Raw genomic sequence first — 21,129 nt, 5'->3', positions numbered from 1 at the left:
GCCGCCGCCGTTCGCCGTCGTTACGCCGCGCCGGGCAAGGCCGCGTAGGCAGTCGCCAGATGATAGGGCGTGGTGGAGGGCAGGTCGGCGCGCGATACCTCGCCGTCCGCGCGCTTGCACTCGTACCAGCCGCGCGGATGCAGGAAGCGGGCGGCGAAGCGCTCGATCTGCAGCGCGAGATCGGGCGAGCCGGGTCGCGCGCCGCGCGTGGCCAGCGCGCGCAGGTATTCGGTCTGTGCCCAGATGCGCTGGGTCGCGTCGAGACAGGCGCCGCTCGCGTCGGTGGCCGCGCACACGCCGCCCGTCGCCGCATCGACGCCATGCCGCTCGGCGAACCCATAGGCGCGTTCGAGCGCGTCGGGCAGGCTCGTCTCGGCGAGCCGCTGGCCGGCCGCGCTGACCAGGTAGTACCACTCGAACTGGTGGCCCGGCTCGAAGCGGTTGCCGGCCGTGCCGAGCGGCAGCTCCGCGACGCAGCCCGTGGCGCCGTCGACGAAGTGCCGCTCGACCGCGCCGGCGGTGCGCAGCAACGCGTCGTCGAAGGCGCGGTCGCCGAACGCGTCGCCGGCGGCGAGCCAGGCTTCGGTCAGGTGCATCAGCGGGTTCTGCAGCGGGCCGCCGTCGAGCGGCGAGAAATCCTCGGCGCGCGCGGCATCGAGGCAGGCCTCGCCCGCGCTCGGCGCGAAGCGGTCCTCGATCAGCGCGGCGGTGTGCTCGGCGAGCCGGCGCGCGTCACGGTTGCCGGAGGCGGCGAAGTAGCCGGCGCAGGCGAACACGATGAAGGCGTGGGTGTAGAGATCCTTGTTGCGATCGAGCGGCGCGCCTTGCGCGTCGACGCTGTAAAACCAGCCGTCGTGGCGCGGATCGCGGAAATGACGGCACAATCCGTCGAACAGCGCGTCCGCGTGCGCCAACTCGCCTGCTCCGGCGAACACGAACAACTGCCGCGCGCAGGCCATCGCGCGAAAGCGCGAGACCGGCAGCGGCGCATGCGTGTCGGGCGCGACGGCTTCGAACGGAAGCCCGATGCCGGTGTCGAAACCGGGGCCGCGCCACAGCGGCAGCACGATTTCCGCGAAATGCCGGCGCAGTTCGGCGGCCTGGACGGTGGCGGGGCGGGTAGCGGACATCATGGAACTGAACTCGTAGGTCGATCAAGGTACGGCGAGGGCCAGGGGCAAGGGGCGGCGGGGCCCCATCTCCGGTCATTCGGCCAGCGACCGTATCGCGCCGACACAATAACAGGAAGGAGAGAAGGCATGCTCAACAACATCGAACTCGTCTCGCGGCTGGTGCTGGCCGCCGCCCTCGGCAGCGTCATCGGCTTCGAGCGCGAACGCCTGTCCTGGGCCGCCGGCCTGCGCACCCACATGCTGGTCTGCGTCGGCTCCGCGCTGATCATGATCGTTTCCGCATTCGGCTTTGCCGACGTGCTCGGCAAGCCCGATATCGTGCTCGATCCGTCGCGGATCGCCGCGCAGGTCGTATCGGGCATCGGCTTCCTCGGCGCCGGCTCGATCCTGATGCGCGGCGAGATCGTGCGCGGCCTGACCACGGCGGCCAGCCTCTGGTCGGTCGCGGCGGTGGGCCTGGCGGTGGGCGGCGGGCTCTACGTGGCGGCGATCGCGGCCACCGTGATCGTGCTGGTGATCCTGGCCGGCATCAAGCCGCTCGAGAAGCGCTACATCACCGTGCGCCAGCGCCGACACATGTCGCTGCTGGTCGAGCGCGGCACGCTGACCTTCGCCTCGCTGCATGCGGCGCTTGGCGCCGACAGCGCGCGCGTGAAGCAGTTCATCGTGCAGCAGAGCGAGGAAAACCCGGAATGCGACGACGTGACGATCTCGCTGGCGCGCGTGTCGCCGGTTGAATACCAGCGGATCTCGGCGCAGCTGCGGCATTTGCCGGGCGTGCAGGTGTTCAAGGAGCAGGAGGGCGCGACGGGCGCCGAGTGAGGCGGGCACGGCGCTCGCGGGCCTGCCCGGCACAGGGAGCGGGGCCGGGCAGCGAGCATGCGACAATGCCTGCTTTCCGTCTCAGGTAACTTCGCCCACTGTCCGGGCAAGGCGCCTCCGCCGCGCGATCTTCGCGCCGGAAGCGTCCGGACATCGGGCGCGCAGCCACCGATCCATGACCGAATCCCGCATGCCTCCCCGTCCCCGTTCCCCCCGTTCGACCAAGTCGACGCGCCGGCGCAGCGCCGCCGCGGCCGGCGGCGAGCGCCCCGCGCGCAACGCCGTACGCGTCGACGACGAGGCCCGGGCACGGGAGGCGGAGGCCGCCGGTGAGTCGCAGGACGAGCAGACGCCCGACCTGTTCGGCGGCTTGCCTGCCGGTGGACGCGGCACGCAGGTACGCCAGCCGAGCGCGGCGACGGCATCGATCGGCGAGGCCGCCGAGTTCGCGGCCCAGGAGACGGCGCCCGATACGCGGCAAGGCAGCTTCTTCGACGGTTTGGAATTGCCGGAAGCCGCGGCGCCGGACGAGGTGCGGCAAGGCGAGCCGGCCGTTCACGAGGCGCCGGCCGTGGCGCAGGGCGGCGCGCCGCACCCAGCTGCGGTCGAATCCGCAGCCGCGCCCGCAATGGATCCCAGCGAAGTGGCGCAGGCCGTGCAGGACGCGGTTGCCGGGCTGGCTGCCGACGTGGCGGTACCGGATCAGCCTGCGCCCGCCTCTGCCGCTTCCAGCGGGGAAACGGCGGCTGTCGCGCCGAAGGTCGCCGGGGCGAAGCGTGCCGCCGCCGGCCGGCGTTCGGAATCCGCGCCGGCCTCGAGGCGGCGCCAGGCGGCGGGCAGCGCCGAACCGGCAATCGAGGCCGGCGACACGCCGCCTGCGAGCGCGACGGTAGCATCGCCTGTCGATCCGGTGCGCGAGCCCTCGTTCGCCAGCGGCTCGCCGGCCGATCCCGCGCCGAATCCGGCAGCGAATCTGGCTGTGAATCCGGTCGCCGCGCCGGCCATCGATATCGAGGCGCAACTGCGTCCGCTGAACGAACGTCTGCGCGCGGCGCAGGCCGAGGGCGCCGAACTGCGGCGCCAGGCCGATCGCGAGATGCGGCGCGTCAACCGGCTGCTGCTCGCCCTGGCGGTGGTGCTGGTGATCGTGATCGTCGCCTTGGGCCTGCAGACGGCGGCGCTGTCGAGTGCGCATCGCGACGCGGCCGAACTGCAGGGGCTGCAGCAGCGCGTCGATCGCCTGACGGCGCTGCAGGAAACGCAGCAAGCCGATCTGGCCGCCGCCCAGCAGCGTGCCGACGAACTCGGCGCCCAGGTCCAGCGCCTGACCAATCGCCTCGCGGTGGCCTCGCGCCAGCAGCCGGCCGCTGCCGCTGCCGCGCGCCGGGAGCGCCGCGCGCGCTAGCCCCGCGACGCTGCTTCGCAAGCGCGCCCAGGCCGGACGTCTCGCGACGATCCGGCCTTTTTCATGGCGGGTTTCATGGGGCAATAACGGTTGAAAATCGGGGCGCCATGCTGTGTGGCGAGGTGTCGCGTCGCGTTTTCGACACGGAATGCTGCGCTGCACTAGCGTTGTTCAGGGAAAACCCTTAATATTCGTTCCTAGGGAAAACCCTGATCACCACTGTCCGTTGGGAGCTGGAAATGAGCCTCATCTTTGCGCTGCTTCAAAAGATCGACGATCTGTTCGTTTCGCCGCACCTGCCGCTCGACCGCGACTATTCGTACGCCGCCCGCCATGCGGAAGCCGAGCGTCAACGCAAGTCGCAGGTGTCGCGCTTCGGCCTGCTGCGTCGCTGATCGTCCCCGCTGTTCGTTTCATCGCTGTTTCTCCCGTCATCGCCGCCGCCTGATTCTTGCGTCGGCGCTGCCGGGTGTGTTTTACCCCGCCAGTGCCGCTGATGGCGCGGGACCGGGATTCCGCCTCACGAGCGCCCTGCTCGATCTCTCGTTCGATCCCTTTCAGGCCCGGGCCGTTTCGGCTCATCCGCCGGCCTTGATTCCACGCATCCCTCTTCACCGATCCGCTGCCCGCTGACGGCCTCGACGCTCGTCGCGCATGCGCGCAAGCGGCTTCGCCATCCGCTCATTCCGATTCGATGCCTCGATCCTCGTGTCGCAGCAGGCTGCGCGCGGCCTTGATCACGCGCGCCGACAGCGACGCCATGCTCGGCGACTGGACCTTCCACGCATGCCAGTACAACTCGACGTCGAGCGGATGCGCCGGCGCGAGATCGACCAGCCCGGCTTCGGACAAGGGCCGGTCGAGCGTCAGCAGCTCGGGAACCATCGCATAACCGAGCCCGTGCTGGACCGCCTGGAAATGCGTGTGCGTGCCGGGCACGTAGTGGCAGGGATAAGCGCCGTCCGGCAGGCCGAGCCGCTTCTTCAGGAACGAGGAGGACAGCGTGTCCCGCCGCGAATAGGCGACCACCGGCACCTGCCGCGCGTCCTTGCGGTTGAGTCCCTGGGGGAACCAGCGCGCCGCGAAGGTGGCGGCGGCCAGCAGGCGGTAGCGCATCGCGCCGAGCGCGGTGGCGCTGCAGCCGCGCATCGGGTTCGGCTCGGTCGAGACGCAGCCGATCGTCATGCCGCTCTCCAGCAAGGCGAAAGTGTGGTCCTGGTCCTCCATCACGATCTCGAACAGCAGCCGGTCGCCGGCGAGGATCGACGACAGGGCCGGCAGGAACCAGGTGCCGAGGCTGTCCGAATTCAGGGCGATGGCCACCGGCACGGGCGATTGATGGTCGGCGCCAAGATCGGCCTGGAGGTCGGCCTGCAGCAGCGAGATGCGCCTCAGGTATTGCAGCAGGCGCATGCCGGCGGAGGTCGGGCGGCATGGCCGGGTGCGCAGCACCAGCGAGGCACCCAGCGCGGTTTCCAGGGCGCGCACGCGCTGCGTGACGGCCGAGGCCGTCACGTGCAGGCGCTGACTGGCCTGCTCGAAGCTGCCGGTCTCGACCACGGCGAGGAAAGCCGCTGCCTGTCGGGGATCGATGTCCATCCGTCAATCCTGAAAAATTTTAAGCATCGGCAAGTTTCCTTAAGTTTGGTTTCGCTGACAAGTCGGCATCGGGACAATGCCGGCTTGGTCGTTTCCGATTCGCGCCGCGACATGGCACGAGCGAGGCGATATCGCTGAAATCCGTCGGCACCCCTGCATTCGCAGGCCTTTTCCTCGAATCGAATCGTCTGAAACCATCATGCACATCCTCTACCTCATCGCGATCACCGCCGAAGCCATGTCGGGCGCCATGATGGCCATGCAGCGCAGGATGGACCGCTTCGGACTGGCCTTCGTCGGCTCGGTCACGGCGCTGGGCGGCGGCACGGTGCGCGACGTGATCCTCGGCCACTACCCGCTGGTGTGGATCGAGCAGCCGGGCTACCTGCTCGTCACCTTTGGCGCGGCCACGCTGTGTTCGTGGATGGTGCGCCACCTGGCGAAGCTGCGCGCGGTGTTCCTGATGGTCGACGCGCTGGGCCTGGCGGCCTTCTCGATCATTGGCAGCGACGTGGCCGCGAGCGTCAGCGGCAATGCCATCGTCATCGTGTTGTCGGGCGTGATCACCGGCGTATGCGGCGGCATGCTGCGCGACCTGCTGTGCAACGAGGTGCCCCTGGTCCTGCGCGAGGAGCTGTATGCCAGCGTGGCGGCGCTCACGGCCACGCTTTACATCGTGATGCAGAAAGTCGGGATGCCGATCGAAATCGCGACGGTCGCGGCGCTGCTCGCCGGCTTCGCGACGCGCATGCTCTCGCTGAAATACGGCTGGCGGATGAAGGCCTTCGATACCTCGGTGCGGGATTGAGGCGGATGGCGACGAGCGCGACGATGGAACCAGGCGACGGGCAAGCCGGCATGCTGAGCTACCGGGATCTCTGCGAGGCGCAGGCACGCAGCGAGGAACGGGCGATCGCGAGCGGCAGGGAGATCCGGCGGCAGCTTCCCTTGTTCGTCGAGGGTTATGCCGACTTCATCGACGCGCCGCGCTCCACCTATGAAGCCGACGATGGCTCCTTGCGCGAGCATGTGCGGCTGGCGCAGGTCCTGTCGGCGGCGCCGCGTGAAGCGTCGACGCGCGGCGGCGGGGCAGGCGAAGCCGTCGGCCTCGACGAGCACGGCATGGTCTGGTTCGAACTGGAGCTGGCCTTGCGGATCGACGGCGGCGCGGGAAGCACCTCGATCCATCGCTTCCGGATCGGCATGAAGCTGGTGCGCGACCGGATCTTCGTGTTCTTCCCGAGCAGCCGGAGGACGATCTCGGCCGAGCGCAGCCGCGACGCCTATGACTATGGCGAGGCTTATCTGGAGATCAACCGGGCCGTGCTGGAATCGATGGAAAGCGGGTTTCCGCTGTGGTCGCGTCAGTGAGGGGGCGTTCATGAGCGCGAGGCGAGGCAGGAAGGCGGTTCCGTCGCCGTCCTTGATGCCGGCGCGGCAAGCGCGCGACGTCCAGCTGAAGTATTACCTGGCGCTCGACGCGCTCTGCATCGGGGCCGGCTCGCGGGAGAGCGTGGCGACCCTGCTGGGCGTGGTTCATACCGCGTATCGCCTGCGTGAATTCATCGGCGTGGCCGATGCGCAAGGCTTTCGCGCGGCCGAGAATGCCTTGCTGGCCTGCCTCGACCGCCTCGAATGCACGGCATCGCCCGAGCCGGCCGCAACCCTGCAGGCAAGCGAAAAGGCCGCCGTCGCACCCGTGTTGCGGTGCTTCGACGGCCTGCTCGAACGCGTGCCGATGCCGCTCTACCTCGACGCCCTGCTGGCCGCGATTGCCTGCCTCGACGCGCAACTGCCCTCGCCGATTCCGCCCGATTCCGCCCGCAGCCGCCGAGCCTAGCGCGCCTCGCCCTTCCACATCTTCAGCAGCAGCGCATTGGTCACCACGCTGACGCTGGAGAAGGCCATCGCCGCGCCGGCGATCATCGGATTGAGCAGCCCGAAGGCGGCCAGCGGCACGCCCACCACGTTGTAGACGAAGGCCCAGAACAGGTTCTGCCGGATCTTGCGATAGGTGCGGCGCGAGATGTCGATGGCCGCCGCCACCAGGGCCGGGTCGCCGCGCATCAGCGTGATGCCGGCGGTGTGCATCGCCACGTCGGTGCCGGTCGCCATGGCGATGCCGATATCGGCGGCGGCCAGCGCCGGCGCGTCGTTGATGCCGTCGCCGACCATCGCCACCACGCCCTGGGTCGAGGCCTTCAACTGCGCGATCACGCGTGCCTTGTCGTCGGGCAGGACCTGGGCGTGGACTTCGTCGATGCCCAGTTCGCGCGCGACGGCCGTCGCGCTGCCCTGGTTGTCGCCCGTCACCAGCGCGGTGCGGATGCCCAGCGCATGCAGCCGGGAAATCGCCTCGCGCGCGCTCGGCTTCACGGTGTCGCCGAAGGCGATCAGGGCCAGCACCGCCGCCGGCGCGTCGAGCCGCATCAGCCAGGACACGGTATTGCCGGCCGCCTCGAGTTCGGCGGCACGCTGGCGCGCGGCGGCCGGCACCTCGATCGCGAGTTCGTCGAGCCAGCGCGCGCTGCCGATCGCATGGCGCGTGCCGTCGATACGCGCTTCCACGCCGCGTCCGGCCACCGCCTTCGCGTCGCTCGCCTGAGGCGCGCGCGCCTCGCCATGCGCTTCGCCGTGGTGGGCCGCGACGATCGCGCGGGCCAGCGGATGCTCGCTGTGCCGCTGGATCGCGGCGGCGATGGCCATGGCCGTCTCGCGCGTCGTGCCGATCGGCTCGAAGGCGGTGACCGAGGGCTTGCCTTCGGTCAGCGTGCCGGTCTTGTCGAAGGCGACCACGGCGGTGCGCTGCGCGAGTTCGAGCGCCAGCGCATCCTGGATCAGCACGCCGTGGCGCGCGGCCACGCCGGTGCCGGCCATGATCGCGGCCGGCGTGGCGAGCCCGAGCGCGCAGGGGCAGGCGATCACCAGCACCGCCACCGCGTTGAGGATGGCGATTTCGGCCGGCGCGCCGGCCAGCATCCAGCCGGCGAAGGTCAGCACCGCGAGCGTGAGCACGGCCGGCACGAACACGGCGCTGACGCGATCGACCAGGCGCTGGATCGGCGCCTTCTCGGCCTGGGCCGATTCGACCAGGCGGATGATGCGGGCCAGCGTGGTTTCGGCGCCGATCGCGGTGGTCTCGACGCTGAGCGCGCCTTCGGCATTGATCGAGCCGGCCGTGACGCGATCGCCGGGCGCTTTCGCCACCGGCAGGCTCTCGCCGGTGATCAGCGATTCGTCGACGTGCGAGGCGCCGGCGGCGATCCTGCCGTCCACCGGGAAGCGTTCGCCCGGCCGCACCGCGACGATCGAGCCGACCCGCACCTGGGCCAGCGGCACCTCGCGTTCCACGCCCTGTTCGACGATGCGCGCGCGATCGGGGCGCAGCGCGTTGAGCGCGCGGATCGCGTCGGTGGTCTGGCGCTTGGCGCGCGCCTCGAGCCATTTGCCGAAGCGCACCAGGGTGACGATCACGGCGGCCGCCTCGAAGTAGAGGTGCCCGGCCTGCTCCGGCGCGCGCAGCATCTGCCAGACGCTCAGGCCGAACGCGGCCGAGGTGCCGAGCGCGACCAGCAGGTCCATGTTGCCGGCGCGCGCGCGCAGCGCGTGCCAGGCGGCGCGGTAGAAGCGCGCGCCGAAACCGAATTGCACGATCGCGGCCAGCACGAATTCGAGCGGCGCGGGCAACATGAACGACAGGCCGAAGGGCGCGGCTAACATCGGCGCGACCAGCGGCAGGGTCAGCACGGCCGAGCCGATCAGCAGCAGGAGATCGCGGCGCGCCTCGGCGGCCTTGCGCGATTCGGCGCTCGGGCGCGGGGCGGTGGGGGAGGTGGCGGCAGGGGCTGCCGTGCCGATCGGGCCGGCCGAGCCGGCAGCGGGCGTGGCGCGATAGCCGGCTTTCTCGACGGCGGCCACCAGTTGCGCGACCGACACGGCGGCTTCGGCGCTGATGCTGGCGCGTTCGGTGGCGAGATTGACGCTGGCGCTCGAGACGCCCGGCACCTGGGCGAGCGCCTTCTCGACGCGGCCTGAGCAGGAAGCGCAGGTCATGCCACCGATCTCGAGTTCGATGGCCGGCGCGTCGGGGGATTGAGCGGGAACGGGTTCGTCGACGACCAGCGGCGTGGCGCGATAGCCGGCTTTCTCGACGGCGGCGACGAGTTGCGCGGCCGAAACGGAATCCTCGACGCTGATGCTGGCGCGCTCGGTGGCAAGATTCACGCTGGCGCGCGAGACGCCCGGCACCTGCGCCAGTGCCTTCTCGACGCGGCCCGAGCAGGAAGCGCAGGTCATGCCGCCGATCTCGAGTTCGATCGGCTGCCTTGCCGGGGCTGCCGGCGCCGGCGCGCTCTCGATGTCACTGGCGCCGGCGCTGAGCGGCGTGGCGCGATAACCGGCCTTTTCGACGGCCGCGATCAGCTGCGCGGCGGAAACGGAAGCTTCGGCGCGGACGCTGGCGCGTTCGGTGGCGAGATTGACGCTGGCGCGCGAGACGCCCGGCACCTGGGCCAGCGCCTTCTCGACGCGATTCGAGCACGACGCACAGGTCATCCCGGCGATATCGAGTTCGATCGGAGCCGCAGCCGAAGCCGCGGTCGGTGCGGGAGCCTGCTCGATCGCCGCCGGTTCCGCGTGATGCGCATCGCTTGCCGCCGGCTTCGCACGCGATTTCGGCTTCGGCATCGGCACGAAGCTGACCGCGACCGGCGGAGCTGCTGGCTGCGGAGCCGGCCCGGCAGGTGCCGCCAAGTCCACCGCGTCGCCCTCGATACGCTCGGCCTGATAACCCGCCGCGGCAACCGCCGCGACCAGGGCCTGCGCATCCACCTGGGCATCGGCGGCGAATTCCACCTCGGCCCGCGTGGCGGCCAGGTCGACCTTTGCCTGCGCGACGCCGGGCACGGCGGCCAGCGCCTTCTCGACGCGCCGCGCGCAGCCGCCGCAGGTCATGCCCGTCACACGCAGCGCGACAGCCGATTCAATCCCGCGAGCCCGCGCCTGGGCGCGATAACCGGCGCGTTCGACGGCCTCGACCAGGCTCGCGGCCCCCACTTCAGGCGCGGCGCTGACGCTGGCGGTCTTGCCGGCGAGGTCGACATGGGCGGAGATCACGCCGGGCAACTGGGCCAGCGCGGTTTCGACACGGCGGGCACAGCCGCCGCAAGTCATGCCCTCGACGTCCAGCTCGGTGGTCTCGGGCGTAATGGGATGGGACAGGTCGTTCATCATGTTTACCGGTCGGAAGCGGCCGAAGCCGACAATGGACGCAGTATCAAGCTTCCCATCATGGGAAGGTCAAGCGCTTTCTCGACGATGATTTCGACCTTGCGCGACCGACGACGTTTCGGGGTGCAAGCGATCCCGCCCCGAAGACCGGGTGACGGCCGCCCACAGCGAAACGGCCCGCCAGAGCGGGCCGCTACCCATCACCGGGTTGCCCCGGGTGCCGTCAGAACTTCCAGAAATACCCGCCCGGCGACGGGGGCCCGAACACCTGGCACTGGCTGTCGCTCGCGCTCAGCACCAGTGAATCATCGAGCGTGGTGCCGGCCGCCACCGAGTAGTGGAACACCTTCTGCGCCGAACTCAGGGCGTTCACATAGACGATGAAGGTGGCGGCGGCGCTGGATTTCGTATTGTCGAAGCTCAGCGCGATCGAGGTGCCGGACTTGCGGGCCGTGACCGCGGCCTGGTAAGGCAGCGGGCAGGCGCCGCGCGACTTGGCGGGCACGCCCGGCGAGAAGGTATCGCCGTCCGAATACGGATAGGGCGCGTAGCTCGAGTTCGGCCCGTTGCTCGGCTCGGTGATCGACCAGTGCAGCACGTCCGAGTCGCTCGGCGTGTTGACAGGCGCCGCCAGGTTCAGCGTCTCGGTGAGATCGCCGCACACGGCGCGGCGCCAGGCCGAGATGTTCGGGCATTGCACCTTGCCGGCGGGATAACCGCGCGCGGTGAGCCAGGTCTCTAGGAAGCGGATCACCGAGGTGTGGTCCGAGAGTCGTGAGGACACGCGCCCGCCCTTGCTCCACGGCGACACCACCATCATCGGCACGCGCGGCCCGAGCCCGATCGGGGTCGACTGGTAGGTTTCGTCGCCGAGATCGATCGGCGTGCCGGCGGCGGTCTGCAGGTTGTGCTTGCCGTAGCCGTCGAGCGGCGGGATCGGCGGCGGCACGTGGTCGAAGTAGCCGTCGTTCTCGTCATAGGTGATGAAGATCGCGCACTTGCTCCACACGTCCTTGCTGCCGATCACCGTGTTGATCACGCGCTCGGCGAAGGATTCGCCGTCGCTCGAGAGCGCGGTCGGGTGCTCGCAATAGGTATAGGGCGCGACGATCCACGAGACGGCCGGGAAGCTGCTCTTGCCGTTCGCGTCCTTGGCCGCCAGGTCGGCCTGCAGCGCGGCGATCAGGCCGTTGGCCGATTGCGCGTCGTTGTCGCCGGACTTGCCGCCGTAGCTGCGCGCCCGCGCGATCTTGTCGGCATCGCCGCCGCGCCGGAACGGGTTGAAGTAGGCCAGCGCGTTGTCGCCGTAGTTGCCGTAGCCCTGGTACACCTTCCAGTTCACCTGGTTGTCCTCGAGCACGTCGGCATAGGTCTTCCAGTCCCAGCCGTTCTGCTGGCCCCTGTCGTTGGCCGGATCCGAGGTGACGTTGCTCTCCCACAGGTCGTCGTTCTCGACGATGTAGTGCGTCCAGGACGAATTGGTGATCGTGCCGGCGCCCGAGGTGCCGGTCCACAGGTAGCGGCGGTTCGGGTTGGTCGGGCCGAACAGTGAGCAGTGATAGGCGTCGCAGACCGTGAAGGCATTGGCGAGCGCGTAGTAGAAGGGCAGGTCGGCGGGCTTCAGGTAGCCCATGCTCCTGTAGCCCTTCTTCTGGATCCAGGCGTTCCAGTTGGCCCAGGTGCTTTGCGAGCCCTTCCAGTCGTGATTGAGATTGACGCCCTGGTAATTGACGGGGCTGCCGGTGCCGGGATTGAGCGGATAGGGCATCACGTTGGCCACCAGCTTGCCCGAGGGATTGCGCGCGGCGTAGCTGCCCGTGCCGTTGTTCGGCTGGTACCAGATCGTCTGGCCGCTCGGCAGCGGCGCCGGATGCGGATCGGAGAGGCCGCGCACGCCCGGCAGCATGCCGAAGTAATGGTCGAACGAGCGGTTCTCCTGCATGAAGATGATCACGTGCTCGATGTCGGCGAGCTTTCCCGGCGGCGTGGTCTGGGCGAGCGCGTTACGGATCGCGGGGGGCAGGACCGACGCCATGCCGGCGGCGGCCAGCGTGTGGGTTCCCAGTTTCAGAAAATCGCGGCGTTTGTTCGATGTCATTGGATGCCTCGTTTGTTTATGGGGTGACAGGCACGATGGCGCCGCCCGGCCAGTCGACGGCGCCCAGCACGATAACCGCGAAAGATGAAACGAAAATGGCAACGCGATCTCGCCCACGCAGCATGAAAAATCAAAAAGCCGCGGGGCTGATGGAATTCGACGGATTTATGTCATCAAGCGACAAAAATCGATGATTTCACGGGGAAATTCGGCGGAAGAGGCGGGGTGTGGCTTGGCGAAATGCTTAATTAAATATGTCGTTCATTTCGCGGAAGCAATAATGCGAATCGATTGCCGATTTCAGGAAATTCGGATTGAATCTCATCGGCGATCAATTGCCGGTAATTCGAAACTCCAGGTTGAATCATTCGGGAGATGCATCGAGCGATGCGATCACCCGAACGACGAGCGGCAGGAGGCAGGGCCGGCTAGCCGAACAGCGCCTCGAGACGCAGTTGATGCGAGCGGCCGATCCACACCGCGCAATCGCGATGGTCGCGCAGCGCATCGCCGGTGTTCGGATGGACGAACACGTCGAGTGCGCCGTGGTTGAGCGCGAGCCAGCCGAGCACGGGCGTGAGCTGGCTGCCGTCGAAGGCGAGCTGGTACGACCACATCGGATGCGGGCCGACCGGGCGTTCGTGGAAACGGCCGAGCTGCACGCGAGCGCCGAGCTGCTCGTCGATCACCTGGCGCAGTGCCCACGCGGCGTCGCGGCTGTCGGCGTCGAAGTAGACGTGAGCGTGCCAGCTATCGATGCTGGCGGGGTCGAGTAGGGTCATGAAGGGAGAACGGGATGTCGGGAAGGGCGAGCGATCATTGTGCGCGATTTCGGCCGGGGCTTGCGTGGCATGGCGCCGGTTGCCCGGCGAGGTGTCCTGTGGAAAAGGTTCCGGATCGAGACGGGGTGCTGGATCCGGCCCCATCGTGGCGAATCTCACGCATGTGAATAACTCAACAATGACGCAATATTTTGCCGTATTGCTGCGCATGAGGATTCAATGTGGTTTCCGGCATCGAGAGGTGTGCATGCCCACTGTTTTTGTTCCGACGCGCGCGGTACGATGCACGCCGTTCGAGGAATCGAATGCAGCCCGTCACACGCTACGAGGAAGACCCGCGCGTCCGGCTGCCGCTCAACATGCGCAGCCAGGCTGCGCCGCGCGCCAACACCAATGACAATCTTTCGCCAACTTCCCGTCGCCCGGCTGACCTTCGGCGCGACGGCCGCCGTGTTCGTCCTGCTGGCCGGCTGCGCGTCGCCGCAGCAGCCGCCCGATGTCGTCGCCCGCAAGACGGGCTGGATGCGCAGCGAGGTCGCCGACTCCTACCTGTATGCCTACCCGCTGGTGATGATGGAGGTGGCGCGCCAGGCCGCCACCGATCCTGGCGCCGCCGGTCCCGGCCAGGCGCCCGCCAACACGCTGCGCATCGACGCTTCGTTGCCGCCCGCCGGCGCCATCAATCCGCCGCTGCCGGGCATCGACACGCTCGACGCGAGCGGCTGGCTCGATGTCGGCACCGAACCGCTGATCCTTTCCCTGCCCGATACGCGCGGCCGTTACCTCGACGCGCGTGTGCTCGACATGTGGACCAACGTGGTCTGGTCGACGGGCGCCGAGGCCAATCCGCGTAATGGAAGCAGCCGGGCGCAAACGATTGCGCTGGTCGGGCCGGGCTTCCAGGGCACGCTGCCGGCCGGCGTTAAGCGCGTCGACCTGCCGGCGCGCCACGCCTGGCTCGGCGTGCGCGTGCGCAGCGGCGGCGCCGGGCGCGAGCTGGCCGAGGCGCGGCGCTGGCAGCGCGCGGTTCGGCTGGTGCCCTTGTCGGCCTGGAGCGCGCGTCCGGCGCGCGGCGCGGCCGCGGCGGGGGCTGCCGCGGCCGACGCGAACGCGGACAACGGCGCGGCCACCTCGGCAAGCGCCGCTGCCCGCGTCGCCGCGCTCGATGCCAAGGCCTTCTTCTCGCGCTTCGCCAGCGCCTTGCCCGACAATCCGCCGCCGCAGCCCGATCCGCACGTCGACCAGGTGCTCGACGAGATCGGCGTGAAGGCCGGCGTCGAGCCCGACTGGAGCGGCGAGCGGCTCGCCGCCGCCGCGCGCGGGGTGGAGGATGCGCGTGCACGGCTGAGCACGCCGCCGTCGAACCTGTTCGCGGCGGACGGCTGGCGCTGGCTCGGCGGCGATGCCGGCCGCTACGGGCAGGACTACACGCTGCGCGCCTACGCGGCGGCGACGCATTTCGGCGCCGGCACGCGCGACGACGACACGGTGGCGATCGTGGCCGTCGACGGCGATGGCGAGGCGCTGAACGGCGGGCGCCGCTACGTGCTGCATTTCGCGGCGCGCGAACTGCCGCCGGTGCGTGCGTTCTGGTCGCTCACGCCTTATACGGCGGACGGCGCGCTGCCCGATCCGGGCCGTGGCCGGCGCGCGATCGGCAGCCTCGACCGGCTGCAGCGCAATCGCGACGGCTCGGTCGACATCGTCGTATCGGCCAGCTCGCCGGGCCGCGCCCGCGCGGCCAACTGGCTGCCCGCGCCGCGCGCCGATTTCCAGTTGGCGCTGCGTCTCTATGCGCCCAAACCGGAGGCGACCGACGGCTCTTGGCAGCCGCCGCCGCTGGTGCGCCAGTAAATGGGCGGCTAATGCATAAGTGAGCGGTTGCTATCGAAGCAATCAGACGGCGCCTTCGGGCGCCGTTTTCGTTTGGGGCGGGGTGTATTGCCGACTGGTTGGAATGAATCGGGCAAGCGCTTCGCCCTGTCATGAAAAGTGAGCAGACGCTTTCCGTATAATCCACGACTGGCGAGCATCGACCCGCTTTGAAGGTGCGACGGGCAGGCCGCCCGGCAGCACCATCGCGAGATGCGTCGTCGCGGCTGGCGATCGCCTACGAGGCGACATCGCCCATGCCCGCCGAGCGCCTATACTTCGGAAAGCCGGGCTTTCCGTCCCGATTTTGCAGACGACGTTCGTCGTCCTCTCAACGGCACCTCAGCATGGCCAGCATCCAGAAAAATCAACCTGAGAACTCCCGTCCGTCCGTCGGCAAGCGGCTCGGCGACGTGGCCCGGTCGCGCCGCACCAGGCGCGTCGCGCTCGGCATCCTCATTTTCCTGGTCGTGTTCGGCCTGCTCGGTTTCTTCGCGGCGCCGCCGCTGATCCGCCATATCGCCGAGCAGCAGTTGAGCCGCCAGCTCGACCGCCCCGCCACGATCGCGCGGATCGCGCTGAACCCCTACACGCTGCGGCTCGAGGCCGACGGCGTCCATATCGGCGAGCGCGGCGGGCAAGGCCCCTTCGTCGACATCGGCAAGCTGACCGTGCGGCCGGCCTGGAGCTCGCTGCTGCGCGGCGCGCCGATCGTCGACGAGGTGCGCATCGACGCGCCGCGCTTCCACATCGTCCGCTACGACGCGCAGCGCTTCAATTTCACCGACCTGATCGAGAAGTTCTCGAAGCCGTCGCAGCCCTCGTCCTCCGGGCCGACGCGCTTCTCGGTGTCGAACATCCAGGTCACCGACGGCCGGATCGACTTCGACGATCGCCTGCTCGGCGCCCGGCACGTGGTCGATCAATGGGCGCTCGGCGTGCCCTTCGTCGCCACCCTGCCCTCGAAGACCGACATCTTCGTGCAGCCGACCCTGAAGCTGCGCCTCGACGGCAGCCCGATCGCGATCACCGGCAAGACCAAGCCCTTCTCGCAGACGCGCGAATCGGAGATCAACCTGAAGTTCGACGGGCTCGACGTGCCCAAGCTGCTGTCCTACGCGCCGGCCAGGCTGCCGGTCCAGATGAGTTCCGGCAGGCTGTCGAGCGACCTGGTGCTGCGCTTCTCGATCGACGGCGAGACGCCCGCGCTGCGCGTGTCGGGCACGGTCGACCTGGCCGACGCGAATCTCAGCGACGCGGCGAACCATCCGCTGTTCGCGGCGCGCGCCGTGCATGTGGCGGCGGGCTCGCTCGAACCGCTGCGGCAGGTGCTGCATTTCGACGAGATCCGCGTCGACGCGCCGGTGCTCACGCTCACGCGCGATGCGGCCGGCGTGCTGAACGTGCAGAAGCTGGCAGCGGCCCAGGGCGGCGCGACGAATGCGGCGAACGACGCGAAGGCCGGGAACGTCGCGAAGGCGGCGCCCGCCGCGGCCTCGTCGCCGGCGGCCGTCACGGCAGCCGCGTCGGCACCGGCAGGCGCGGCGAGCGGCGCGAGCGCAAGCACGCAGGCCCAGGCCAAGCCCGCCGCCGAGGACGCGAAGCCGCAACCGCTCGACCTGACGATCGCCCGCCTCGCGATCGACGACGGCACCATCCACATCAGCGACGCCTCGGTGGCCCCCGCCGCCGATCTCACGCTCGCCAAGCTGAAGACCACGCTGTCCGGCTTCACGCTGCAGGGCCGGCAGCCAGCCAAGTTCTGGATCTCGACCCAGCTCGCCCAGGGCGGCGCGCTGAACGCGGCCGGCGCCGTCAGCCTGGCCCAGCAGCAGGTGGGCGGCCATCTGGGCATCGACGGCTTCGCGCTGCCGGCGATCGCGCCGTACCTGGCCGGGGCGAGCTCGGCGAAGCTGCTCGACGGCAGGCTCGGCGCCTCGATCGACGCCTTCGCGGATTGGTCGAAGCCGGAGCTGGCGGCCAATGTCGGCCCCAGCAGCCTGACGCTCGATGCGCTGAAGATCGGCGCGCCTTATGCGAAGGCGCCGGTGCTGGCCTTCTCGAAGGCCGACGTGAAGCTCTCGCGCATCGATCTCGGCGCGCGCACGGCCGAGGTGGCGAGCGTGGCCATCAACGGCCTGGACGTCGACGCGGCGCGCCTGAAGAACGGCGAGATCGACCTGGCCGCGCTGGCCGAGCCGGCGGCATCCGCGCGCGGCGCGCGTCGCGAGCCGGCGGAGAAAACCGCCGCCAGACCGGCCGCGAAACCGGCCGCAAAGCCGGCCAACGGCAAGACCACCGCGCCCTGGCATTACCGGATCGGCGAGCTGAGCCTGGCCGGCGCCAAGGCCAGCTTCACCGACCTGTCCACCCCGCGCCCCGTGAAGCTGGCGTTCGCGCCGCTCGACGTGAAGGTCGGGCCGCTCACCGACGATCTGTCCAAGCCGCTGCCGGTTTCGCTGCGCACCACGCTGAACCGCAAGGGCAGTTTCGCGGTGGCGGGCGAGGTGACGGCCACGCCGCTCGACGCGAAGCTGCGCATCGACGGCAACCGGCTCGATGCGGCCGCCTTCGAGCCGTATTTCGGCGGCGCGCTCAATGCCACCATCGCCAGCGCGCTGCTCAACGCGAAGGGCAACCTGGCGGTGTCGCAGGCGAAGGCGGCGACCAAGGCCTCGTATCGCGGCGATCTCGCCGTGGTGGACGTGCGGATGCTCGACAAGGCCAGCTCGGACCCGTTCGCGGGCTGGCGTTCGCTGGCGCTGTCGAACCTGAAGGCGAACTACGACAGCGAGCGCGGCACCGATGTCGACGCTTCGCGCGTGACCTTCTCCGGCTTCTACGGCCGCGTGCTGCTCGACGCGCAGGGGCGCCTGAACCTCAACGACGTGGTGGCCAGGCAGAGCGGCCCGGCGCAATCGCTGACGCGCGACGCCAGCGGCGCCGAACCGGTGCCCTTGTCGCCGACGGCCGCGGCCGTCGCGGCGGCGAGCGCGCATCCGGCCTCGGGCGCTTCGGCGACCACCGCGACCGCCGCGGCCAGCCCTGCCTCGGCCGCCTCCAGCGTGGCCGGCACGCTGGCCTCGGCCAACGCCGCCTCGGGCGCCGCCGCGCCGCTGCCGGCCTCGGTGCCGAGCGTGGTGGTGAAGGCCGCGCCGGCGCCGAGCCAGCCGGTGCGGATGCGCTTTGGCGAACTGGTGCTGCAGGACGGCCGCGTCACCTATACCGACAACTTCATCCGCCCGAACTACACGGCCGACCTGGTGGCGATCAAGGGCACGGTGGGCGCGTTCGGCACCGATTCGCAGACCAGCGCGCCGGTCGACATCGCGGCCAGCCTGGCCGGCAACGGCCCGATCTCGATCAAGGGTTCGGTCAATCCGCTGATCGCCAAGCCGGCGCTGGACCTGACGGCCTCGGCGCACGGCATCGAGCTGACCAACCTGACGCCGTACTCGGCGAAGTACGCCGGCTACCCGATCACCAAGGGCAAGCTCAACGTCGACCTGCACTACCAACTCGCCGACGACCAGCTCAGCGCCAACAACCACATCTTCATCGACCAGCTCACCTTCGGCGACCACATCGACAACGACACGGCCACCAAGCTGCCGGTGCGCCTGGCGATCTCGCTGCTGAAGAACTCGCGCGGCGAGATCGACGTGAACATCCCCGTGTCGGGCTCGCTGTCGAACCCCGAGTTCAGCATCGGCGGGCTGATCTGGCATGCCGTGCTGAACCTGTTGAAGAAGGCGGTGACGGCGCCGTTCTCGCTGATCGCCAGCGCCTTCGGCGGCAACGGCGAGGAGCTCGGCTACGTCGAATTCGCGCCGGGCGTGGCCACGCTCTCCGACGCCTCGAAGCAGAAGCTCGACACCATCTCGAAGATGCTGGCCGAGAAGCCCTCGATCCGCCTCGACCTGACGGGCCGCGTCGATCCCGCGCGCGACGCGCCGGGCCTGCGCGATGCCTATGTCGAGCGCCTGGTGCGCCAGCAGAAGCTCAAGGACGTGGTGGGGCAGGGCGAGAGCATCGACCCGATGACGGTCAAGGTCACGCCGGAGGAATACACGAAGTACCTGACCAAGGCCTACAAGGCGGCCGACTTCAAGAAGCCGCGCAACCTGATCGGCATGCAGAAGACGCTGCCCGACGCGGACATGAAGGCCGCGCTCGAGGCGCACGCGCCGGCCGACGACGCGGCCCTGCGCGAGCTTGCCCAGCAGCGCGCGCAGGCGGTGCGCCAGTACCTGGACGGCAAGGTGGATGCGAGCCGGATGTTCATCGTGGCGCCCAGGCTCGACGCCAAGGGCATCGAGGACAAGGGCGCGACCACGCGCGTCGACTTCGGGCTCAAATGAACGCGAGGGCCCGCGCCGATGGACGGCGCGGGCCCTCGTGGCGCATCGGCGGCGCAGTCCGCGGCCGATGCGCGGGCCGGCTCGTGCGCGCGGCACGGCCGACTCGCTGCTTCAATGCTTCAGCCCCAGTGCTTCAGTCGGCGTGCGCCGGCTCGCGCTTGGCGATCTCCTTGCGCGCTGCCAGCGGAATGCGCGGATCGTCCCAGGTGCTGAGCCATTCCACTTCCTTGGTGGTGAACACCTGGCCGTAGTTGCGCAGCGCGTACTGCAGCGAATCGATGATGTGGTTGCGGATGATTTCCGGCGTGTGCGCGTCGTCGAGCACCGAGCGGAATGCCTCGAGCGTGGCCATCGTCTTGCTCCGGGTGACTAAGGGATAACCCGGTTATCGCACGTCAATAGTCCCGCGCCAAGCCCGAAAAAAATAATTCGTGCGACGCAGCAATGCCGGGCGGGGCGCGCGATTTGCGCCGATCCGGAGCGATGTCGCCGAACGCCGCCGCAGCCTGCCTCAGCGTCCCACCGAACCCGCGATCCGGCCCCGGAAGTGGATCCAGGCATTCAGCGCCGCGCACAGCACCAGCAGCGCGCTGGTGACGAAGAACACCGCATGCAGCCCGACATGCGCGCCGATCTGCCCGCCGATCAGCGGCCCCACCACCTGCCCCGAGAACTGCGCCGACTGCAGGTAGCCGAGCACGCTGCCGGAGCGGTGTTCCTCGACCGAATGGCGCACCAGCTTGGCGATCGCCGGCAGCAGGCCGGCCAGCGACATGCCCATCGCGCCGCGCAGCACGGCGAGCTGCCACCAGTGCGTGACGAAGGCCTGCGGCAGCATCACCAGGCCCGTCACCAGCAGGCAACCGATGATCACCGGCCAGCCGCCGATGCGATCCGCCAGGGCGCCCAGGCGCGGCGCGGTCAGCATGCTGCCGAAGGCCGAGGCGGCCATCACGATGCCGGCGGTGCGCGCCAGCGCGGCATGCGCCACGCCGAGCTGGCCGATGTAGACGGTAATGATCGGCTCGATCGACATGTTGGCGAGCAGCACCATCATGGCGGTCAGCAGCAGCGCGCCGAGCGCGGCGCGGCCGGCGGCGCGCGGCATGGCGGCCCGGCCGGCCTTCGTGGCACCCGCGCTGTCGCGGCGCGCGTCGATGCGCCGGTCGAAATCCTCGCGCACCAGGCCGATGGTGGCCGCCGCGGCCACCGCGATCATCGCGCCGCCTACGAAGAAGGTGCCGCGAATGCCGACCAGGCCCGGCAGGAAGCCGCCCACCAGCGGCCCCACCAGGTTGCCGGCCAGCGCGCCGGTGGACAGCACACCGAGCGCCCAGCCGGCGCGCTCGCGCGGTGCCTGCGTGCCGACCATCACGATCGAGGCCGAGGCGTAGCCGCCGATCAGGCCGGCCGCGAGGCGCAGCGCCACCAGTTGCGCGACGCTGTGCGCGATGCCGATCAGCGACATCACCACCGCCATGCCGAGCGCGGCACGCACCAGCATCGGCTTGCGGCCGTATCGGTCGGCCAGGCGCCCCCACAGCGGCGCGGTGATCGCCGTGCCGAAGAAGGTCGCGCCGAAGGCCACGCCCGACCACTGCACGATGCCGGCCGGCGAATGCACGCCGAGCTGCTCGACATAGAGCGGCAGGAAGGGCAGCAGCATGCTCAGGCTCACCAGGGTGGTGAACGAGCCGAACACGCAGACGGCGAGGTTGCGGCGCCAGTAGGCGGCGTTGCGCTCGACGTAGGCGCTCGCCTCGGGCGGCTGGGTGGAAGCGGGCGGGATGGCGAGCTCGGGAGCGGCGGCGGGGCGGGACATGGTGGC

General features: G+C 69.7%; 16 protein-coding genes. 9 read left to right on the top strand and 7 right to left on the bottom strand.

What is annotated here, in order from left to right; translation table 11 throughout:
* Window positions 1-20: 20 nt before the first annotated feature.
* Window positions 21-1,130 (bottom strand): AGE family epimerase/isomerase, encoded by a 1,110-nt coding sequence (locus BM43_RS13485; protein ID WP_036057073.1) that lies wholly within the window; start codon window positions 1,128-1,130, stop codon window positions 21-23.
* A gap of 129 nt (window positions 1,131-1,259) precedes the next feature.
* Here BM43_RS13485 and BM43_RS13480 point away from each other — a divergent pair, with 129 nt between their 5' ends.
* The 3 genes from BM43_RS13480 to BM43_RS41715 all read left to right on the top strand — a co-directional run bounded on the left by BM43_RS13480 (window position 1,260) and on the right by BM43_RS41715 (window position 3,755).
* Entirely contained in the window at window positions 1,260-1,955 is a 696-nt protein-coding gene (locus BM43_RS13480; RefSeq protein ID WP_036028634.1) for an MgtC/SapB family protein, read from the top strand.
* A gap of 190 nt (window positions 1,956-2,145) precedes the next feature.
* Complete coding sequence (locus BM43_RS37520; protein WP_052710570.1) at window positions 2,146-3,360, top strand: hypothetical protein; 1,215 nt, start codon at window positions 2,146-2,148, stop codon at window positions 3,358-3,360.
* Between the two features lie 239 nt (window positions 3,361-3,599).
* On the top strand, window positions 3,600-3,755 hold the full coding sequence (locus tag BM43_RS41715; RefSeq protein ID WP_013691608.1) for a hypothetical protein: 156 nt from the start codon (window positions 3,600-3,602) through the stop codon (window positions 3,753-3,755).
* A gap of 286 nt (window positions 3,756-4,041) precedes the next feature.
* On the opposite strand, the gene BM43_RS13470 is transcribed toward BM43_RS41715, so the two are convergent.
* Window positions 4,042-4,959 carry an HTH-type transcriptional regulator ArgP gene (locus tag BM43_RS13470; RefSeq protein ID WP_036055248.1) on the bottom strand — a complete coding sequence of 306 codons (918 nt, stop codon included), beginning with the start codon at window positions 4,957-4,959 and terminating at the stop codon, window positions 4,042-4,044.
* Window positions 4,960-5,158: 199 nt separating this feature from the next.
* Here BM43_RS13470 and BM43_RS13465 point away from each other — a divergent pair, with 199 nt between their 5' ends.
* Genes BM43_RS13465 through BM43_RS13455 form a run of 3 tightly spaced genes read left to right on the top strand, consistent with a single transcriptional unit; the run spans window position 5,159 to window position 6,799 of the window.
* Entirely contained in the window at window positions 5,159-5,767 is a 609-nt protein-coding gene (locus tag BM43_RS13465) for a trimeric intracellular cation channel family protein (RefSeq protein ID WP_013691606.1), read from the top strand.
* A 23-nt stretch (window positions 5,768-5,790) separates the two neighbouring features.
* Window positions 5,791-6,330, top strand: coding sequence for a hypothetical protein (locus BM43_RS13460; protein WP_144417660.1), 540 nt, complete (start codon window positions 5,791-5,793; stop codon window positions 6,328-6,330).
* Between the two features lie 10 nt (window positions 6,331-6,340).
* Window positions 6,341-6,799, top strand: a complete 459-nt coding sequence (locus BM43_RS13455) for a hypothetical protein (protein WP_144417659.1) — start codon at window positions 6,341-6,343, stop codon at window positions 6,797-6,799.
* On the opposite strand, the gene BM43_RS13450 is transcribed toward BM43_RS13455, so the two are convergent.
* Window positions 6,796-10,191, bottom strand: a complete 3,396-nt coding sequence (locus tag BM43_RS13450; protein WP_080742043.1) for a heavy metal translocating P-type ATPase — start codon at window positions 10,189-10,191, stop codon at window positions 6,796-6,798. The two genes, BM43_RS13455 and BM43_RS13450, sit on opposite strands and share 4 nt — an antisense overlap.
* Before the next feature lie 220 nt (window positions 10,192-10,411).
* Window positions 10,412-12,286 (bottom strand): alkaline phosphatase family protein, encoded by a 1,875-nt coding sequence (locus BM43_RS13445; RefSeq protein WP_052409137.1) that lies wholly within the window; start codon window positions 12,284-12,286, stop codon window positions 10,412-10,414.
* Here BM43_RS13445 and BM43_RS40395 point away from each other — a divergent pair.
* Window positions 12,280-12,480 carry a hypothetical protein gene (locus BM43_RS40395; RefSeq protein ID WP_124083588.1) on the top strand — a complete coding sequence of 67 codons (201 nt, stop codon included), beginning with the start codon at window positions 12,280-12,282 and terminating at the stop codon, window positions 12,478-12,480. The genes BM43_RS13445 and BM43_RS40395 overlap by 7 nt on opposite strands.
* Before the next feature lie 234 nt (window positions 12,481-12,714).
* Here the strand turns inward: BM43_RS40395 and BM43_RS13440 are convergent, their stop codons facing one another.
* The gene (locus BM43_RS13440) at window positions 12,715-13,068 is read right to left on the bottom strand and encodes a DOPA 4,5-dioxygenase family protein (RefSeq protein ID WP_025099378.1); all 354 of its coding nucleotides are present in this window, start codon (window positions 13,066-13,068) and stop codon (window positions 12,715-12,717) included.
* A gap of 393 nt (window positions 13,069-13,461) precedes the next feature.
* On the opposite strand from BM43_RS13440, the gene BM43_RS13435 reads away from it, so the two are divergent.
* Together BM43_RS13435 and BM43_RS13430 are read left to right on the top strand one after the other, a co-directional pair.
* A complete protein-coding gene (locus BM43_RS13435) occupies window positions 13,462-14,922 on the top strand; it encodes a DUF1254 domain-containing protein (RefSeq protein WP_036055251.1) in 1,461 nt (486 codons plus the stop codon).
* Between the two features lie 365 nt (window positions 14,923-15,287).
* Window positions 15,288-19,301 carry a DUF748 domain-containing protein gene (locus BM43_RS13430; RefSeq protein WP_036055252.1) on the top strand — a complete coding sequence of 1,338 codons (4,014 nt, stop codon included), beginning with the start codon at window positions 15,288-15,290 and terminating at the stop codon, window positions 19,299-19,301.
* 133 nt (window positions 19,302-19,434) lie between these two features.
* Here the strand turns inward: BM43_RS13430 and BM43_RS13425 are convergent, their stop codons facing one another.
* The gene (locus tag BM43_RS13425) at window positions 19,435-19,653 is read right to left on the bottom strand and encodes a hypothetical protein (protein WP_013691600.1); all 219 of its coding nucleotides are present in this window, start codon (window positions 19,651-19,653) and stop codon (window positions 19,435-19,437) included.
* Window positions 19,654-19,812: 159 nt separating this feature from the next.
* Window positions 19,813-21,123, bottom strand: coding sequence for an MFS transporter (locus tag BM43_RS13420; RefSeq protein ID WP_036055253.1), 1,311 nt, complete (start codon window positions 21,121-21,123; stop codon window positions 19,813-19,815).
* Window positions 21,124-21,129: the final 6 nt, after the last annotated feature.

This window comes from Burkholderia gladioli (assembly GCF_000959725.1).
GTDB classification, from domain to species: Bacteria; Pseudomonadota; Gammaproteobacteria; order Burkholderiales; family Burkholderiaceae; genus Burkholderia; species Burkholderia gladioli.
The sequence above is the reverse complement of the archived record's forward strand: the minus strand, read 5'-3'. Positions and strand labels throughout refer to the sequence as shown.

Excerpts from the sequence above, each read along its gene's own strand:
- BM43_RS13460 (WP_144417660.1), top strand. The coding sequence starts at position 5,791 with ATGGAACCAGGCGACGGGCAAGCCGGCATGCTGAGCTACCGGGATCTC.
- BM43_RS40395 (WP_124083588.1), top strand. The coding sequence starts at position 12,280 with ATGTCATTGGATGCCTCGTTTGTTTATGGGGTGACAGGCACGATGGCG.
- BM43_RS13455 (WP_144417659.1), top strand. The coding sequence starts at position 6,341 with ATGAGCGCGAGGCGAGGCAGGAAGGCGGTTCCGTCGCCGTCCTTGATG.
- BM43_RS41715 (WP_013691608.1), top strand. The coding sequence starts at position 3,600 with ATGAGCCTCATCTTTGCGCTGCTTCAAAAGATCGACGATCTGTTCGTT.
- BM43_RS13430 (WP_036055252.1), top strand. The coding sequence starts at position 15,288 with ATGGCCAGCATCCAGAAAAATCAACCTGAGAACTCCCGTCCGTCCGTC.
- BM43_RS13465 (WP_013691606.1), top strand. The coding sequence starts at position 5,159 with ATGCACATCCTCTACCTCATCGCGATCACCGCCGAAGCCATGTCGGGC.
- BM43_RS13425 (WP_013691600.1), bottom strand. The coding sequence starts at position 19,653 with ATGGCCACGCTCGAGGCATTCCGCTCGGTGCTCGACGACGCGCACACG.
- BM43_RS13445 (WP_052409137.1), bottom strand. The coding sequence starts at position 12,286 with ATGACATCGAACAAACGCCGCGATTTTCTGAAACTGGGAACCCACACG.
- BM43_RS37520 (WP_052710570.1), top strand. The coding sequence starts at position 2,146 with ATGCCTCCCCGTCCCCGTTCCCCCCGTTCGACCAAGTCGACGCGCCGG.
- BM43_RS13485 (WP_036057073.1), bottom strand. The coding sequence starts at position 1,130 with ATGTCCGCTACCCGCCCCGCCACCGTCCAGGCCGCCGAACTGCGCCGG.
- BM43_RS13440 (WP_025099378.1), bottom strand. The coding sequence starts at position 13,068 with ATGACCCTACTCGACCCCGCCAGCATCGATAGCTGGCACGCTCACGTC.
- BM43_RS13420 (WP_036055253.1), bottom strand. The coding sequence starts at position 21,123 with ATGTCCCGCCCCGCCGCCGCTCCCGAGCTCGCCATCCCGCCCGCTTCC.
- BM43_RS13470 (WP_036055248.1), bottom strand. The coding sequence starts at position 4,959 with ATGGACATCGATCCCCGACAGGCAGCGGCTTTCCTCGCCGTGGTCGAG.
- BM43_RS13480 (WP_036028634.1), top strand. The coding sequence starts at position 1,260 with ATGCTCAACAACATCGAACTCGTCTCGCGGCTGGTGCTGGCCGCCGCC.
- BM43_RS13435 (WP_036055251.1), top strand. The coding sequence starts at position 13,462 with ATGACAATCTTTCGCCAACTTCCCGTCGCCCGGCTGACCTTCGGCGCG.
- BM43_RS13450 (WP_080742043.1), bottom strand. The coding sequence starts at position 10,191 with ATGATGAACGACCTGTCCCATCCCATTACGCCCGAGACCACCGAGCTG.